Below are 15,206 nucleotides of genomic sequence, written 5' to 3' on the forward strand. Positions count from 1 at the left end.
TCGAAATGAGACGGAGTAAGAATGAAGTTGCGCGCTGGCGCATGTCGCGTCAGGTTAAACGCCGCCGGGCGCGCTGGCTGGAAGGGCAGTCGAGACGCTATGGCCGTATGCATGCCATCCGCCACCAGTTGAGTCAGCAGCAGCGCCGTTCGATACTGTTTGTTAACCCACTACTCTCGTAGTGAGTACTGCCTGCGCCATCGCAGGCAGTACTCCGGGTTAAAATACCCGCCTGAAGGGCTTTACGGCGACCTGTTTATAGACGCCCGCGGCAATGTACGGGTCGTCCTGCGCCCAGGCCTGCGCCACCTCAAGCGACGGGAATTCGGCAATGATGGTTGAACCGCTAAAACCTGCCACGCCCGGTTCGTTACTGTCCACGGCTGGCATCGGCCCGGCCACAATCAACCGTCCTTCATCCTGTAGCAGCTGCAAACGTGCCAGATGGGCAGGGCGCACGGCCGAGCGCTTTTCCAGTGAATCGGCATTATCTTCTGCATAAATTACGTAGAGCACGTTACAACTCCTGTGGAATCGACAAGATTTTTGTCATCACGTTATGTCATCGTTCACTATTGTGCAAATGAAAAGCCTGCTCGCGCTTGATTAAGGTCAGCCAAAAGTCAATTTCTGACAAATCGCTCGCATGGCCGCCTGATGTTATTGAAACTGATTGCTATTTGCATTTACACTTAGTGCTTCACATTTACAGCAGAAAGATTATGACGACGCTGACCGAAACATCATTCCCCCGCCGTTTTTCCCTGCCCATGCTGCTCTCCATTGCGCTGCATGCGGCAGCGATTGGCGGGATCCTCTATGCTTCATTTCACCGGAGTGTTGAACTACCTAAAGCGTCTCAGCCAATCAGCGTGTCACTGGTCGCACCGGCAGTACAGCCCGTGCCACAGCCGGCTTCCCAGCCAGCGCCGCCGCAGGAAACCGTGCCGGAACCTGAGCCAGAACCGGTTCCCGAACCCGAACCGCCAAAACCTGTGCCCGTTGCCATTCCTAAACCGGCGCCTAAGCCTAAACCTAAGCCCAAACCGGTCAGGAAAGAAGTGGTAAAGCCGAAGAAGCAGGTGAAACCGGAGGAAGAACCCCGGCACGCTTCGCCAATTAATGAACATCCGGCGCCATCGACCACGCCCTCAACGGCACCGAAGAGCTCGCCGACGCCTTCCACATCATCCGTTGCCAGCGGGCCGAAGGCACTCAGCATCGGTAAACCCGGCTACCCGGCACGCGCTTTTGCGCTGAGAATAGAAGGGCGGGTTCGCGTACAGTTCGACGTTGACAGCTCCGGCCAGGTGGGGAATATTCGCATTCTCTCCGCCGAGCCGCGCAATATGTTCGAGCGTGATGTGAGGCAGGCAATGAAGAAGTGGCGTTATGAGCCGAATAAGCCGGGTAAGGACATCAAGATGAATATTGTGTTTCGCATCAATGGCGGCTCAAGTATTGAATAGGCTCTGCCGGAGGGGCGCACCGCACCAGCGATGCGCCCATGCAGGGCAATGATGGTGGAGCATCTGTTACGGGCTGCTTCTCAGTAAGGGGGGAGTCAGTCCCGATCCTTCAGGTCAAAATGACCTTTTCCCGCCGGCAGCGGTCGGGATTTCCCCTGGGCGTCCACGGCGACATAGATGAACACCGCTTCGGTAGTGCAGTATCGCTGACCGATAGGTTCAGATGACACTTTCTTTATCCACACTTCAATGTTAATCGTGATTGAGCTGGTACCGGTGCGAATGCACCGGGCATGGCAGCTCACCACGTCTCCCACCGCTACCGGCTTCAGGAACGTCATGCCATCGGCGCGTACGGTGACGACACGCCCACCGGCAATCTCCTTTGCCAGAATCGCGCCGCCCATATCCATTTGTGACATCAGCCAGCCGCCAAAAATATCGCCGTTGGCATTCGTATCAGCAGGCATAGCCAGCGTTCGCAGAACCATTTCGCCCTGCGGAACGCGATTAGTGTCATCGCTCATTAATAGGCTTCTCAATAAAAAGTGCTGAAATGCCCGGAATGATTTCCGGGCGTTAAAAAATTATTTTTCTTCCTGGGGCATGATGCGGTAGATATAAAGCCCACTGATAACGGTGAAAACCAGGGTGAGGCCGGTCAGACCGAATACTTTAAAGTTAACCCAAAGTTCCTGCGGCAGCCAAAATGCGACGTAAATATTTGCCAGACCGCAGGCAAGGAAAAAGAGCGCCCAGGCAATATTTAGCCTGCGCCAGGCAGCGGCCGGCAGCGTCAGCTCTTTGCCGAGCATGCTCTGGATCAGGGGCTGTTTCATCCAGAACTGACTGAACACCAGCGCAACGGCAAACAGGGTGTAAATCACCGTTACTTTCCATTTGATGAACTCATCATTGTGAAAAACCAGCGTCAGGGTGCCAAAAACGGCGACCAGCACAAAGGTGATGATGGTCATTTTTTCAAGCTTGCGATAGAGCACCCAGCTGGCGACCAGCGCCAGCGCCGTTGCTGCAATCAGCGCACCTGAGGCGACGAAGATGTCATACAGCTTATAGAAAATGAAAAAGACAACGAGAGGGAGGAAATCAAGTAGCTGCTTCATAAGGGTTTCCGGATAACAGACTCAGGCGAACAATCATAATCTCGCGGGTGCCCTGTGGCAGAGCACCCGGTTATGACTAACGTAACAGCATATAGAGACGATAGAGATAGATAATCATTATCGCCGAAATCAAATTACTCAAGGCATTGAGCACGACCGAGGCGACGTTGGCGGGCAGGACGGTCAGCGAGGATGCCAGCAGCAGCACAACGATTTTGGCCAGCAGCCAGAGTGCCACCGCCGGTGCAACCAGCTTAAGATGTCCCCATACCAGGCGCACGCTGAGTCGCATCGAGGCAAAAATACCCACTTTCTCCGTGCTCAGTACGATGGGAGCCAGCGCAAGAACCACGGCCAGCAATACACCCGGCACGACCAGCACCATAAAGCCGAGCTGCACCACCAGGGTCATAATAAACACCAGCAGCAGCAGGCGCGGCAGCGAGGGTGCCGAGGTGCCGATAGCACGTAGCGCGCTGACGCGCTGACCGGCTGACACCATCGGGATCAGGCTGAGCATGCCGCCGAGCAGCAGGGTATTTCCCACCAGCGAAGCAAAAGTACCGGCTGCTGAAGCGCGAAGCAGAATACGCTGCTGATCGGGCGACATATTCTGAACCATTTCCAGCAGGCTCATGCCCGAGCCACGGCTGCCGTCGGTCAGCATGGAGAGTTGGTCGGCCCCGGGCGTCAGCGCGTGGCCGATCAGAACGGTGATAAATGAGGTTAGCAGCGACATCAGCACGATGGTAACCAGCTGATGACGTAAAAAATTCCCCGTGTCACGGTATAACGAGCCAGCCGTGATTGACATGTACTCTCCTTTCAAGCCTGCATTAACGATCCGGGGATTGTACATGGTCTGGGGCGAACCTGGCACCCTGACTTACATAACTTTCATTTAAAGAAGGTGTTACCGGATAAAACAGCGGCGGCAATCCATAGCGTGCCCTTGCCCGGTCACAGGCCTCATTCGCCACGCCATCCTCGCCGGAACGGGCAAACTCGCGGCAGGGGGTGGGTCGCTGCTGATAAATTCCGCAGGAGACACAGCCGCCAGGTTCGCCCTCCAGCGCCACGCAGCGAGGGGTCGCCGCGTTGGTGCCGCGCATATTGCGCAGGAACAGATTCAACGGCTCGGTCAGGTCAGCAGGGACGGTGCCGCCGCCGTCGTCGGCTTCTGCCCAGTAAAAAGAGACGCGAAAATGGGCGCAGCAGGCGCCACAGTTAATGCAGGGGTTAATGCTATCGCTCATTCGATTACCCCGCCCTCAGGCGTCGAACCAAAATCACATGGAAGGAGATAAGCAACATAAGCCGCCGGATATGTTCCCGCAAGGGCTATTTATTGCGCTTGTGAGGGGCGTAAATTGATCTAAATCAAATCGTTGTTTTTTAAGGAGTTTAAAAGAATTGATTAGGATGATCTTTCCCGTTAATCAATGTAAATATGTCGCCAATAAAAATGACGGCGTGTATTGCGCGCTTTTGAAATTGCAAAGGAGTGATGATGAAACTGAAAGCACTGGCCCTGGCTCTGGTAACGCTGCTGCCCGCGGTGGCGTCCGCACATCAGGCAGGCGATTTCTTTATACGGGCAGGCTCTGCGACCGTGCGCCCCACGGGCGGTTCGGACAACGTGCTGGGGTTGGGCGAGTTTGACGTCAGCAACAACACCCAGCTTGGCCTGACGTTTACCTATATGGCCACCGACAATATCGGTATCGAGCTGCTGGGCGCCACGCCATTCCGCCACAAGGTGGGTCTGGCAGCCACCGGCACGCTGGCTACCGTACACCAGCTGCCGCCAACCCTGATGGCGCAGTGGTATTTTATGGGTAATACCAGCAAATGGCAGCCTTACGCCGGCATCGGTATTAACTACACCATGTTCTACGACACTGATTTCAACCAGACCGGTCGCGATGCAGGACTGAGTAATCTGAGCGTAAAAAACACCTGGGGCATCGCCGGACAGGTGGGGCTGGATTATCAACTGACGCCGAACTGGATGCTGAACGCCTCGCTCTGGTATATGGATATTGATACCAAAGTCCGGTTTGATGCGGGCAGCGACCGTCAGAGCATTGACACCCATATCAATCCATTCGTCTTCTTCTTCGGCGCAGGTTATCGCTTCTGATTTCAGGCGAAAAAAAAGGCGCACTCAGTGCGCCTCTGTAATCGTGCAAAGCCGATTTATTTAATCTGCATATTGTTGGTTACCGCAGTTACGCCTTTCACGGTACGGGTGATTTGCACCGCACGGTTAGCCATCTGCGGGGTGGAGACAAAGCCGCTCAGCTGAACGCGACCTTTAAAGGTTTCAACGTTAATTTCCGTAGACTTCAGTGAGTCATCCTTCAGCAGTTCGGTTTTAACTTTGGTCGTTACTACCGTGTCATCAAGATAACCACCGGTGCCTTCTTTAGTCGGGGTTGGCGCGCATGCGCTGACTGTAATAGCCACTACTGCTGCAACAACCATACCCGTCAGCATTTTAAACAACTTCATTATCGATCTCCCTGTCATCTTTGATTGGCATAAGCCGTATTTACAGAAACGCTCTGTAGCCTATCTAGTGTTAGCCACGAAATGGAAATTATCAAATATGGGCGCTTAAAATAGTGTTGAAATAACGCCTTACCGGGTCAGGCAGGGCGTTAGTCGCAATATTAGCGCGTTGCGGCTTTCAGGCTACTGACAAACGACGTCAGCTCGGCCAGCATCACCGGGGGATTGGCGTGATTTTTTTCAATAATTTTTACAATAGCGGAACCCGAAATGGCACCGGCTGCGCCTGCCGCCAGCGCCTCTTTCACCTGAGAGGGTTCAGAGATGCCAAAGCCCTGTAGCGGCGGCGCGGCATGATACTCACGAAGCTTATCCACCAGGTGGCCCAGCGGCAGCGCGGCGCGCGTCTCGGCACCGGTGACGCCGGCACGCGACAGCAAATAGGTATAGCCCCGGCCCCACGAGGCGATCTCCCGCAGCAGATCGTCGCTGGCATTTGGCGGGCAGATAAATATCGGCGCTACGTTGTGCCGCATGGCGGACTGACGGAAGGGGGCCGATTCCTCAATGGGGACATCCGCCACCAGCACCGAATCCACACCGACCTGCTGGCAGCGGGCAAAGAAATTATCAATACCGTTTGAAAACACCAGGTTCGCATACATCAGCAACCCAATGGGAAGAGTGGGGTATTTCTGGCGAATGGTTGCCAGCATCTCGAAGCAGACGCCAGGCGTGACGCCGGCCGCGAACGCGCGCAGCGTGGCGTTCTGAATAGTCGGACCGTCAGCCAGCGGATCGGAGAAGGGAATACCCAGCTCCAGCGCATCGGCACCGCCTGCAACCAGCGCGTCGATTATGCGTAGCGACAGCTCGGGCGTGGGATCGCCCAGCGTCACGAAGGGGACAAAGGCACCTTCTTTCCGCGCCTTCAACTGCTTAAATAGTTCGTCGTAACGTTCCATCAGATCTCTCCCTTCGCGGTCAGAATATCGTGCACGGTAAATATATCTTTATCGCCCCGTCCCGACAGGTTAACCACCAGGAGCTGCTCTTTCTCAGGCGCGTCGCGCATCATCCGTAGGGCGTGAGCCAGTGCGTGTGAGGACTCCAGCGCCGGAATGATCCCTTCGCTTCGGCATAGCAGCTTAAACGCATCCAATGCCTCATCGTCGGTAACAGAGACATAATCAGCACGACCTGAGCTGTTGAGGTGGGCATGCTGTGGGCCGACTGACGGAAAATCCAGACCGGCGGAGATAGAGTAGGACTCCTCTATCTGCCCGTCTTCGGTCTGCATCATGGGGGCTTTCATACCGAAATAGATCCCCACGCGTCCGTGCTTCAGCGGTGCACCGTGCTCGCCGCTTTCGATGCCGTGGCCGGCAGGCTCAACGCCAATCAGGTTGACGGAGGGCTCATCAATAAAGTCCGCAAACATGCCGATGGCGTTAGAGCCGCCGCCGACGCAGGCGATAAGCGCATCCGGCAGGCGGCCTTCTCTTTCGAGGATTTGCGCTTTCGTCTCTTCGCCAATCATGCGCTGGAACTCGCGGACAATCGTCGGGAAGGGGTGCGGGCCTGCCGCAGTGCCGAGCATATAGTGGGCTGTCTCATAGCTGCCGGACCAGTCGCGCAGCGCCTCGTTGCAGGCATCTTTCAGCGTCGCCGAGCCGCTGTGTACCGGGATCACTTCGGCACCCATCAGACGCATTCTGAACACGTTTGGTGACTGGCGCTCGATATCCTTGGCACCCATGTAGATACGGCACTTGAGGCCCAGCAGGGCACAGGCGAGGGCAGAGGCGACGCCGTGCTGACCCGCGCCGGTTTCAGCAATAATTTCAGATTTGCCCATCCGCTTAGCCAGCAGCGCCTGGCCCAGAACCTGGTTCGTCTTATGCGCGCCGCCGTGCAGCAGATCTTCGCGCTTCAGATAAAGACGGGTCCGGGTGCCTTTGGTCAGGTTTTTACACAGGGTGAGCGCGGTTGGGCGACCGGCATAGTTTTTCAGCAAATCGTTAAATTCAGCCTGGAATTCCGGATCGCGCTGCGCGCTGACAAAGGCTTCTTCCAGCTGATTCAGTGCGGGCATCAGAATCTGCGGCACGTACATACCGCCAAATTCACCAAAGTAGGGATTCAATAAAGTCATATTGCTTCTCTTTTCGTTTGTCGGGCTGGACGGGGCCAGCCCAAACGGCATCAGTAAGCCTTCAGGGTTTGAAACACCGAGGCAATTTTGGCGGCGTCTTTAACGCCGGGCTGGCTTTCAACGCCGGAGTTAAAATCCAAGCCCGCGCAGCCCAGCTGTGCAGCCTGTACGCAGTTATCTGCCCCCAGACCGCCTGCCAGCAGGACGTTATCCAGCGTCTGGCCTTCCAGCAGGGACCAGTCGAAATTCTTACCGCTGCCGCCGTTACCATTATCGAAGACGTAGCGATCAACGCCCGTCCAGTCGCGAACGGGGAGGGTGTTCACAATGCTGAACGCCTTCCAAATCTGCACGTCAGCCGGCAGCTGTACCCGCAGGGCATTGACGAAATCACGATCCTCATCGCCATGCAGCTGTACCGCATGCAGGCTAAGTGCTGCGGCGGTGGTGACAATGTCACTGACAGGGCTGTTGCGAAACACGCCGACGTACTTAAGTTTAGCGGCATGCGTTAAGGTCCGCGCGGTGTCAATGTTCACGCAGCGCGGGGATCCCTCAACAAAGATCAGTCCGCCGTAGATAGCGCCAGCCTCCAGCGCGCTTCGGGCATCTTCAGGACGGGTCAGTCCGCAAATTTTGTTATCACCCATGATAACCCGACGCACGGCGGCGGCCAGATCCTCTTCGGACATCAGCGCCGAGCCAATCAGGAAACCGTTGGCAAAATGGCTAAGCGCACGCACCTGGGCGTAGCTGTTGATACCCGACTCGCTGATCACCGTCACGCCGTGGGCCACCTTTGGCGCAAGGCGACGTGTGCGATCCAGGTCAATCGACAGATCGCGCAGATCGCGGTTATTGATGCCGACCACCCTGGCGCCCAGCGCCGTGGCGCGCGCCAGTTCTTCATCACTGATGGCTTCGGTCAGCACGCCCATATTCAGGCTGTGTGCGACGGCCGCCAGCTGACGATACTGTTCATCATTCACCACCGACAGCATCAGCAAAATGGCATCGGCCTGATAGTAACGTGCCAGATAGATCTGATAAGGGTCGATGATAAAGTCTTTGCACAACACTGGCTGAGTAATGGCCGCGCTGACAATGGATAAAAACTCGAACTGCCCCTGGAAATATTTCTCATCGGTTAGCACCGATACGGCCGAGGCGTAATCCTTGTAAACACCGGCGATAGCGGCCGGGTCAAAATCCTCGCGGATCAGCCCTTTTGATGGAGAGGCTTTCTTACACTCCAGAATAAACACCGTCCTGGCCCCTTGTAGCGCATCATAAAAGCTGCGGGTGGCGGGGACGATGTCGTTCTGGAAGGAGGCCAGCGGCTGCTGCTGCTGACGCGCGGTCAGCCACAGCGCTTTGTCCTGCACAATTTTAGCGAGTACGGTATCCTGCATGATTATCCTCTTGCTGCCAGTGCCACAACGCGCTCGTAAGCTTTGCCACTGCGAATGACGTTCAGTGCCTGCTGCGCGTTCTCACGCAGATCTTCATGTCCGAAAACCTTTAACAGCAGAGCGACGTTGATTGCCACGGCTTCTTCGTGCGCGCGCTCGCCTTTACCCTGGAGCAATCGCGTTAAAATGTCACGATTTTCTTCTGGCAGGCCACCTGCCAGTGCCTCCTGCGGGTGGAAGCTCAGGCCGAAGTCCTCCGGCGTCAGCTGATAATGGGTGATTTCGCCGTCGCGCAGTTCTGCAATATGGGTCGCGCTGTGCACCGCCACTTCATCCATACCGCCGCCGTGGACCACGGCAGCACGCTGGTAGCCGAGCATTTTCAGGGTCTGCGCCACCGGCAGCACCAGTTCCGGGCTGTAGACGCCGATCACCGCCAGCGGCGGGCGAGCCGGGTTAATCAGCGGGCCGAGCACGTTAAACAGGGTGCGCGTTTTCAACTGCTGACGTACCGGCATCGCATGACGGAAACCGGTGTGATACTGAGGGGCAAATAAAAAGCAGACGTTAAGCTCATCCAGCGCTTTGCGCGCCTCATCCGCAGGCAGATCGAGGCTGATACCAAAGGCGGCGAGCAGATCGGACGATCCCGACTTACTGGAAACGCTGCGGTTGCCGTGCTTGGCGACTTTCAGTCCGCAGGCCGAGGCGACAAAGGCGCTGGCGGTGGAAATATTGATGCTGTTGCTGCCGTCGCCACCGGTGCCGACAATATCTGCAAACGGGTAATCCGGGCGCGGGAAGGGCTTTGCATCTTCCAGCAGCGCGGTTGCCGCTCCGGCAATCTCTTCCGGACGCTCACCGCGTACTTTCATCGCAATCAGCGCAGCCGCCAGCTGTGTCGGTTCCAGCTGCCCGGTAATAATGGCGGTAAACAGCTGGTGGCTCTCGGCCTGCGTCAGGGAATTCGCCTGGTATAGTTTTTCCAGAATAGCGTTCATCATTCTCTCCTTATCTTACGCCAGCGCCCAGGCGAGGGTTTGTTCCAGCAGACGTGCGCCCTGCGTGGTCAGAATGGATTCCGGATGGAACTGGAAGCCGCAAACGCGATCGTTATCGTGACGAACGGCCATCACCATGCCGTTGAAGGTGGCATTAACCGTCAGTTCATCCGGAATATTGCTCCCAACCAGCGAGTGGTAACGCGCCACCGGCAGTGGGTTGCTGAGTCCGGCAAACATTCCCTCGCCGTCATGGGCGATCCCCGAAGCCTTGCCATGCAGGATCTCACCGGCCTGGCCGACGTGGCCGCCCCAGGCTTCCACGATGGCCTGATGGCCAAGACAGATACCAATAATCGGCAGATGACCCCGCAGCCGTCGCAGCAGTTCAGGCATACAGCCCGCGTCTGCCGGCGCGCCGGGACCGGGGGAGAGCATCAGCACCGGTTTTTCCATCGCCTGGAGGCGCTCAATCAGCGTCTGCGCAGGGACGCTGTTGCGATAAACCACGACGTTATGTCCAAAGGCCCGCAGCTGGTCGACAAGGTTATAGGTGAAGGAGTCAAAGTTATCGAGCAGTAGAATATCGGCCATCAGAATATCTCCTTGCAGTGATGAGCGGTGGCAATGGCGCGAAGAACCGCGCGGGCTTTGTTGCGGCACTCATCCGCTTCGGCCTGCGGTATGGAATCCAGTACGACGCCCGCGCCCGCCTGTACGGTTGCGATGCCATCCTCAACGTATGCCGATCGAATCACGATACAGGTATCCAGAGAGCCGTTAGCGGTAAAATAGCCCACCGCGCCGCCGTAGCTGCCGCGCCGGGTGGCTTCAGCTTTAGCAATCAGCTGCATGGCGCGCACCTTAGGCGCGCCGCTCAGCGTACCCATATTCATGCAGGCGCTGTAGGCGTGCAGCACGTCCAGATCGCCACGCAGCTGGCCCACCACGCGCGACACCAGGTGCATGACAAAAGAGTAGCGATCGACTTTGGTCAGGTCGGCAACATAGCGGCTGCCCGGCTCGCAGATGCGGGCCAGATCGTTGCGCGCCAGATCAACCAGCATCAGGTGCTCCGCCAGCTCTTTATGGTCGGTGCGCATTTCCAGCTCGATGCGGCTGTCCAAATCCCGGTCCAGCGTGCCGTCGGCGTGTCTGCCGCGCGGGCGGGTCCCGGCGATGGGATAAATTTCAATCTGCCGGCTGGCGGCGTCATATTTCAGCGAGCTTTCCGGAGAGGCACCGAACAGGCTGAAGTCGCGATCCTGCATAAAAAACATATAGGGGCTGGGGTTGCTGTTTTTGAGCGTCTCATACGCCGCCAGCGGAGAAGGACAGGGCAGAGAGAAGCGCCGTGAAGGTACCACCTGGAAAATTTCACCCGCCCGAATTGCCTTCTGCATCTCACGCACCACGCTGCAGTACTCTTCGTCGCTCTGGTTGCCGCTCAGCACCATCGATTCGACCGGCTGCACCGGCAGCGGGGCTGCTGGCTGGAGCATCTGTGCATGCAGCTGTTCGATACGGCTTTGCAGGCGCAGGAATTCGGCGGGTGCCGGGCTAAACAGGCTGGCCTGCAGTCGGGCGGTCTGGCTCTGATGGTCGATAACCAGCAGGGTTTCTGCCAGATAGAAGCAATAGTCAGGACAGCGCTGATCGTTGCTCAGGGGAGGCAGGTCCTCAAACCCGGCGACCAGATCATAGGCAAACAGGCCGCCAAGCAGCACCGCCTCGCGCTCCTCCTGCGGGCTGTTAACCAGCTGAGGGATCAGACGCAGCGCGTCAAAAACGGAGGTTGCCTTAAGACGGGAATCCTCGTCCTGAACGTCATTATTCTTTGGGAACCTGAGTTCACGACCGTCGGGACGCAGGCTATTGCTTACGTCCTCGGGCAGGGCGGCATCAAGCAGCGGCAATATGGTCCGGCCATTCTCAGAAAGCGCCTGAATGCTGACCACGCCGTTTAGCGCACTGATGCGCAGCGCGCTGTCGACAATCAGCAGGCTTTTCAGGTTGCGCTTACTGTCGATATCAGCCGACTCAAGCAGCAGCGTGGAGGGACGGGCACCGCAGAGCTGATGAAATACGGATGCCGGATCTTCGCGGTAGGGCGCATTGCCGGTTATCAACTTCACTGTAGGTCTGGCGTTTTGCATGAGGTCAGTTCTCTGAATTTGCTAAAAAAAAAGCCCGCTGTAGGCGGGCTCGGGTATCTGCACAGCGTCTGATGACGTGTATGACTCCTCCGCCCGTTCAGGGAGAAGTACGCCACCAGCCGGTCATAACTAACGTGAATGTTTTCATTTTTCAGATACCCTTGCATGTGAACTTGTGTACTAGTTAACTGGTTCGCGGCAAAAAAGTCAATACTCTTTTTCTCTCCGCTGATAATTCTGGTTATCATGTTGCTCCATTTATTCCGCCGATGCCGGAGCCGTTTTGAGCGAACCCACCCTTCTTAGTTCTTTTCCCATATACGATCTTCACAGCCATACGCGCGCTTCCGACGGGTTTCTGACCCCGGAGGCGTTGGTGCTGAGAGCCGTGGAACATCGCGTGGGCGTGCTGGCCATCACCGACCACGACACCACTGAAGGCGTGCAGCCGGCGCGTGAGGCGATTGCTAAGCATCAGCTACCGCTAAGACTGATAGCGGGCGTGGAAGTCTCCACGCTGTGGGAGAACCATGAGATCCATATTGTTGGGCTTGGCATCGACTGCACTCATCCGGTGCTGGTCGAGTTTCTGAACGCGCAGACCGCGCGTCGCCACGCCCGGGCTGAAATTATTGCCGAGCGACTGGAGAAAGCACGTATCCCTGGCGCGCTGGCAGGCGCAATGGCGCTGGCGGAGGGAGGCGCGATTACCCGTGGCCATTTTGCCCGCTTCCTGATTGCCCAGGGAAAGGCGGATAATATGGCGCAGGTATTTAAAAACTACCTCGCCCGGGGGAAAACCGGCTACGCGCCGCCACAGTGGTGTACAATTAAACAAGCCATTGATGCTATTCATCATTCTGGCGGTCGAACCGTACTGGCACATCCGGGCCGCTACGGGCTGTCGGCCAAGTGGCTTAAGCGCCTGATCTCACACTTCAGTGAAGAGGGCGGTGACGCGATGGAAGTGGCGCAGTGTCAGCAGGCGCCACATGAACGGACTCAGCTGGCGCGCTACGCGCAGGACTATCGGCTGGCCGCTTCGCAGGGCTCTGATTTTCATCAGCCCTGCCCGTGGATTGAGCTTGGTAAAAAATTATGGCTTCCGGGGGGCGTCGAGGCCGTGTGGCAGCGCTTTCCTGAAATAGAGTAGGTTTGTTCCGCCAGCCGTGCGGCAAACGAGAGGTTTTTTTAATGAGTCAATTTTTCTATATTCACCCGGAAAACCCGCAGCCGCGCCTGATTAAACAGGCCGTTGAGCTACTGAATAAAGGCAGCGTGATCGTATATCCTACGGATTCGGGCTACGCGCTGGGCTGCAAGCTGGAAGATAAAACCGCCATGGAGCGTATCTGCCGCATTCGCAAGCTCGACGGTAACCATAACTTCACGCTGATGTGCCGCGATCTTTCAGAATTGTCGACCTATGCTTATGTCGACAATACGGCGTTCAGGCTGATTAAAAATAATACGCCCGGCAACTACACGTTTATCCTTAAGGCGACGAAGGAAGTACCGCGTCGATTGATGAGCGATAAACGAAAAACCATTGGCCTGCGGGTGCCGTCTAATCCGATTGCGCTGGCGCTGCTGGAAGCGCTGAACGAGCCAATGATGTCAACGTCGCTAATGCTGCCCGGCAATGATTTTACGGAGTCCGATCCGGAAGCCATTCAGGATGAAATAGGCAAGCTGGTGGATTTGATTATTCATGGCGGCTATCTGGGACAGCAGCCGACTACGGTTATTGATCTTACGGAGAATACGCCGGAGGTTGTCAGGGAAGGGGTTGGCGACGTACAGCCATTCCTGTAGTCATGCTTGCTGCCCGGCGGGATATCCTATCCGCAGGGCAGCTATTGATCGTTGCGCATGTCTGTCCATTTCTGAGAGGGCAATTAACCTGGTTCAGGTTGTGGACTTCGCCAGCCACTCTTTGAAATCCTGATAAGGAATATAGAGTGAAACGTTTTTCAGCGGTGTTGCCGCATTCCTGTGATTTTTGACTTCACTGGTGAAGCCGACAATCACCCCGCCGATCGTGTCATCACTGTTATAAGCCGCTCCACCTGACATGCCTTTTACCACGCCGGCATTTGAAGCCATGGCTACGCATGGACGTTTATTCCATTCATTTCTTATCCCGGTCAGCGCCAGGTTCACGCCCGAAGATTCAACCGGCATGGCAGAGATAAAGCTGTAGCCATACATTTTAACGGGGGCGCCAATTTCAGCGCTGCGGAATTTTGCGAGCGTAGCGGCATCATTTTTATGGTAAATGATCGCCAGGTCGCAATACGGGTGGTAAGCCTTAACGCGCTGTACGGAGAACTTAGCGACGTGTGCTGCGGTGAGGCTGTATTCAGGCGTCAGCGGGATACTGGTGCCCAGCGCACCGATACCGAGGACGGTAGGAATGCCGGTGAAATTCATATCAACACGCTTCATTGCTTCGCTGCTGTACTGATATTTCCCCACGGAACATCCGGTCAGCGTCAGCGAAGCTAACGCCGCAATCATCATTATCTTTTTCATCGTTCACTTACCGAGTCGGACACGTCAGAATATCCCTGGTGAAGATAATTGACGTGAAAGCCGATGCTGACGTCAGGTCAGCAGGAGGTGAGAAGCCAAAGCTTCCCGTATATTTAAATCAAAAGTTTATAAAGTTTTATATATTTATGTTTACGACTTAGAACTAAATTATAATATTCTTTTAACATTTCAATCCGGCGACACTCTGTCCGCCTGAATGAATTCTACACACTCTTATTCATCAGGCAAACTAATTAATAGCAGCTCGAAACGAAAAAAGAATTAAACAGGGATTAAGCTAATCTACCGTGTTGTTAAGCTGGCTGCTTTCCTTTGCGCAGCAGTAAATGCTAATAAAAAGCCCTTTTTGCAGATAAAAATGCCGCATATGATTGGTGTGGTGGTTATTACAACTGGAAACACCTTTTACATCCTCTGCGGGTATTATAAGCCAAACTGAGGGTAAATAGCCCCTTTTTGGGGACGAAATAAAGAAGGTGCTTATCACAGCAATAGGCCGCGAATTATCATACGCAGAGCTTAATTATTAATTTATCCTCAACGGACAGGTTATTTTAAGCCAAATCAAAGGTGTGGTTTAAAAAAGCGTTTCGAAAGCTGTATTAAGCCAAATTACTCTTCGAAAGGCTAAGCCTATTACAGCATTTGGTCAGATACTGGTTATTTAGAAATATCTTACTTGTGCCCGGCCTGGTAATGAAATCAACTCACGACGTCAGGCGATGCCCGGAATTGAATGGCGGCGTAACAGCGGCTACTGGGTAGGCACTGCGCCAGATAATGGCCGGAATGCCTGTCGTCCTCTACTGCCACGTGATT

At 55.5% G+C, this 15,206-nt stretch carries 16 protein-coding genes, 1 pseudogene and 1 other annotated feature; of the genes and pseudogenes, 5 read left to right on the forward strand and 12 right to left on the reverse strand.

The genetic code is table 11. The features are described from left to right. Nucleotides 1-5: 5 nt before the first annotated feature. A complete protein-coding gene (locus A1830_RS22475; protein WP_156484922.1) occupies nt 6-182 on the forward strand; it encodes a YciY family protein in 177 nt (58 codons plus the stop codon). Nucleotides 183-219: 37 nt separating this feature from the next. Here the strand turns inward: A1830_RS22475 and A1830_RS02835 are convergent, their stop codons facing one another. Beyond that, complete coding sequence (locus tag A1830_RS02835) at nt 220-516, reverse strand: YciI family protein (RefSeq protein ID WP_067701447.1); 297 nt, start codon at nt 514-516, stop codon at nt 220-222. Nucleotides 517-722: 206 nt separating this feature from the next. On the opposite strand from A1830_RS02835, the gene tonB reads away from it, so the two are divergent. Beyond that, nucleotides 723-1,469, forward strand: a complete 747-nt coding sequence (gene tonB / locus A1830_RS02840; protein WP_197473280.1) for a TonB system transport protein TonB — start codon at nt 723-725, stop codon at nt 1,467-1,469. Nucleotides 1,470-1,564: 95 nt separating this feature from the next. Here tonB and yciA read toward each other — a convergent pair whose 3' ends face one another. From yciA to A1830_RS02860, 4 genes are all read right to left on the reverse strand, one after another. Continuing rightward, nucleotides 1,565-1,996, reverse strand: a complete 432-nt coding sequence (gene yciA, locus A1830_RS02845; RefSeq protein WP_067701450.1) for an acyl-CoA thioester hydrolase YciA — start codon at nt 1,994-1,996, stop codon at nt 1,565-1,567. A gap of 60 nt (nt 1,997-2,056) precedes the next feature. Beyond that, complete coding sequence (locus tag A1830_RS02850) at nt 2,057-2,593, reverse strand: septation protein A (protein WP_067701453.1); 537 nt, start codon at nt 2,591-2,593, stop codon at nt 2,057-2,059. A 76-nt stretch (nt 2,594-2,669) separates the two neighbouring features. Beyond that, nucleotides 2,670-3,407, reverse strand: a complete 738-nt coding sequence (locus A1830_RS02855; protein ID WP_067701456.1) for a YciC family protein — start codon at nt 3,405-3,407, stop codon at nt 2,670-2,672. 22 nt (nt 3,408-3,429) lie between these two features. Then, complete coding sequence (locus tag A1830_RS02860) at nt 3,430-3,849, reverse strand: YkgJ family cysteine cluster protein (RefSeq protein ID WP_067701459.1); 420 nt, start codon at nt 3,847-3,849, stop codon at nt 3,430-3,432. A gap of 254 nt (nt 3,850-4,103) precedes the next feature. Here A1830_RS02860 and ompW point away from each other — a divergent pair, with 254 nt between their 5' ends. Continuing rightward, nucleotides 4,104-4,736 carry an outer membrane protein OmpW gene (gene ompW / locus A1830_RS02865; protein WP_067701461.1) on the forward strand — a complete coding sequence of 211 codons (633 nt, stop codon included), beginning with the start codon at nt 4,104-4,106 and terminating at the stop codon, nt 4,734-4,736. A 56-nt stretch (nt 4,737-4,792) separates the two neighbouring features. Here the strand turns inward: ompW and A1830_RS02870 are convergent, their stop codons facing one another. From A1830_RS02870 to A1830_RS02900, 6 genes and pseudogenes are all read right to left on the reverse strand, one after another. After that, a complete protein-coding gene (locus tag A1830_RS02870) occupies nt 4,793-5,107 on the reverse strand; it encodes a BON domain-containing protein (protein ID WP_067701463.1) in 315 nt (104 codons plus the stop codon). Nucleotides 5,108-5,268: 161 nt separating this feature from the next. Further along, nucleotides 5,269-6,072 (reverse strand): tryptophan synthase subunit alpha, encoded by an 804-nt coding sequence (trpA, locus tag A1830_RS02875; protein ID WP_067701465.1) that lies wholly within the window; start codon nt 6,070-6,072, stop codon nt 5,269-5,271. Next, nucleotides 6,072-7,262: a tryptophan synthase subunit beta gene (trpB, locus tag A1830_RS02880; protein WP_067702205.1), complete on the reverse strand. Its 1,191-nt coding sequence runs from the start codon at nt 7,260-7,262 to the stop codon at nt 6,072-6,074. Before trpB ends, trpA begins: the two co-directional genes overlap by 1 nt. 50 nt (nt 7,263-7,312) lie before the next feature. Next, nucleotides 7,313-8,674: a bifunctional indole-3-glycerol-phosphate synthase TrpC/phosphoribosylanthranilate isomerase TrpF gene (gene trpCF, locus A1830_RS02885; protein WP_067701466.1), complete on the reverse strand. Its 1,362-nt coding sequence runs from the start codon at nt 8,672-8,674 to the stop codon at nt 7,313-7,315. 2 nt (nt 8,675-8,676) lie between these two features. Next, nucleotides 8,677-10,269, reverse strand: a pseudogene (gene trpD / locus A1830_RS22890) (bifunctional anthranilate synthase glutamate amidotransferase component TrpG/anthranilate phosphoribosyltransferase TrpD). Beyond that, nucleotides 10,269-11,831, reverse strand: a complete 1,563-nt coding sequence (locus tag A1830_RS02900; RefSeq protein ID WP_067701469.1) for an anthranilate synthase component 1 — start codon at nt 11,829-11,831, stop codon at nt 10,269-10,271. The pseudogene trpD and the gene A1830_RS02900 overlap by 1 nt, the downstream one beginning before the upstream one ends. 24 nt (nt 11,832-11,855) lie before the next feature. Beyond that, nucleotides 11,856-11,955 (reverse strand) — a sequence feature (Trp leader region). 159 nt (nt 11,956-12,114) lie between these two features. On the opposite strand from A1830_RS02900, the gene A1830_RS02905 reads away from it, so the two are divergent. Beyond that, complete coding sequence (locus A1830_RS02905; RefSeq protein WP_156484923.1) at nt 12,115-12,984, forward strand: RNase RNM; 870 nt, start codon at nt 12,115-12,117, stop codon at nt 12,982-12,984. 41 nt (nt 12,985-13,025) lie between these two features. Further along, on the forward strand, nt 13,026-13,646 hold the full coding sequence (locus tag A1830_RS02910) for an L-threonylcarbamoyladenylate synthase (RefSeq protein ID WP_067701474.1): 621 nt from the start codon (nt 13,026-13,028) through the stop codon (nt 13,644-13,646). Nucleotides 13,647-13,739: 93 nt separating this feature from the next. On the opposite strand, the gene A1830_RS02915 is transcribed toward A1830_RS02910, so the two are convergent. After that, nucleotides 13,740-14,366, reverse strand: a complete 627-nt coding sequence (locus tag A1830_RS02915) for a serine protease family protein (protein WP_067701477.1) — start codon at nt 14,364-14,366, stop codon at nt 13,740-13,742. Nucleotides 14,367-15,206: the final 840 nt, after the last annotated feature.

This window comes from Erwinia sp. ErVv1 (assembly GCF_900068895.1).
In the GTDB taxonomy this organism is placed as follows: domain Bacteria; phylum Pseudomonadota; class Gammaproteobacteria; order Enterobacterales; family Enterobacteriaceae; genus Erwinia.

Excerpts from the sequence above, each read along its gene's own strand:
- A1830_RS22475 (WP_156484922.1), top strand. The coding sequence starts at position 6 with ATGAGACGGAGTAAGAATGAAGTTGCGCGCTGGCGCATGTCGCGTCAG.
- tonB (WP_197473280.1), top strand. The coding sequence starts at position 723 with ATGACGACGCTGACCGAAACATCATTCCCCCGCCGTTTTTCCCTGCCC.
- yciA (WP_067701450.1), bottom strand. The coding sequence starts at position 1,996 with ATGAGCGATGACACTAATCGCGTTCCGCAGGGCGAAATGGTTCTGCGA.
- A1830_RS02850 (WP_067701453.1), bottom strand. The coding sequence starts at position 2,593 with ATGAAGCAGCTACTTGATTTCCTCCCTCTCGTTGTCTTTTTCATTTTC.
- A1830_RS02855 (WP_067701456.1), bottom strand. The coding sequence starts at position 3,407 with ATGTCAATCACGGCTGGCTCGTTATACCGTGACACGGGGAATTTTTTA.
- A1830_RS02860 (WP_067701459.1), bottom strand. The coding sequence starts at position 3,849 with ATGAGCGATAGCATTAACCCCTGCATTAACTGTGGCGCCTGCTGCGCC.
- ompW (WP_067701461.1), top strand. The coding sequence starts at position 4,104 with ATGAAACTGAAAGCACTGGCCCTGGCTCTGGTAACGCTGCTGCCCGCG.
- A1830_RS02870 (WP_067701463.1), bottom strand. The coding sequence starts at position 5,107 with ATGAAGTTGTTTAAAATGCTGACGGGTATGGTTGTTGCAGCAGTAGTG.
- trpA (WP_067701465.1), bottom strand. The coding sequence starts at position 6,072 with ATGGAACGTTACGACGAACTATTTAAGCAGTTGAAGGCGCGGAAAGAA.
- trpB (WP_067702205.1), bottom strand. The coding sequence starts at position 7,262 with ATGACTTTATTGAATCCCTACTTTGGTGAATTTGGCGGTATGTACGTG.
- trpCF (WP_067701466.1), bottom strand. The coding sequence starts at position 8,674 with ATGCAGGATACCGTACTCGCTAAAATTGTGCAGGACAAAGCGCTGTGG.
- A1830_RS02900 (WP_067701469.1), bottom strand. The coding sequence starts at position 11,831 with ATGCAAAACGCCAGACCTACAGTGAAGTTGATAACCGGCAATGCGCCC.
- A1830_RS02910 (WP_067701474.1), top strand. The coding sequence starts at position 13,026 with ATGAGTCAATTTTTCTATATTCACCCGGAAAACCCGCAGCCGCGCCTG.
- A1830_RS02915 (WP_067701477.1), bottom strand. The coding sequence starts at position 14,366 with ATGAAAAAGATAATGATGATTGCGGCGTTAGCTTCGCTGACGCTGACC.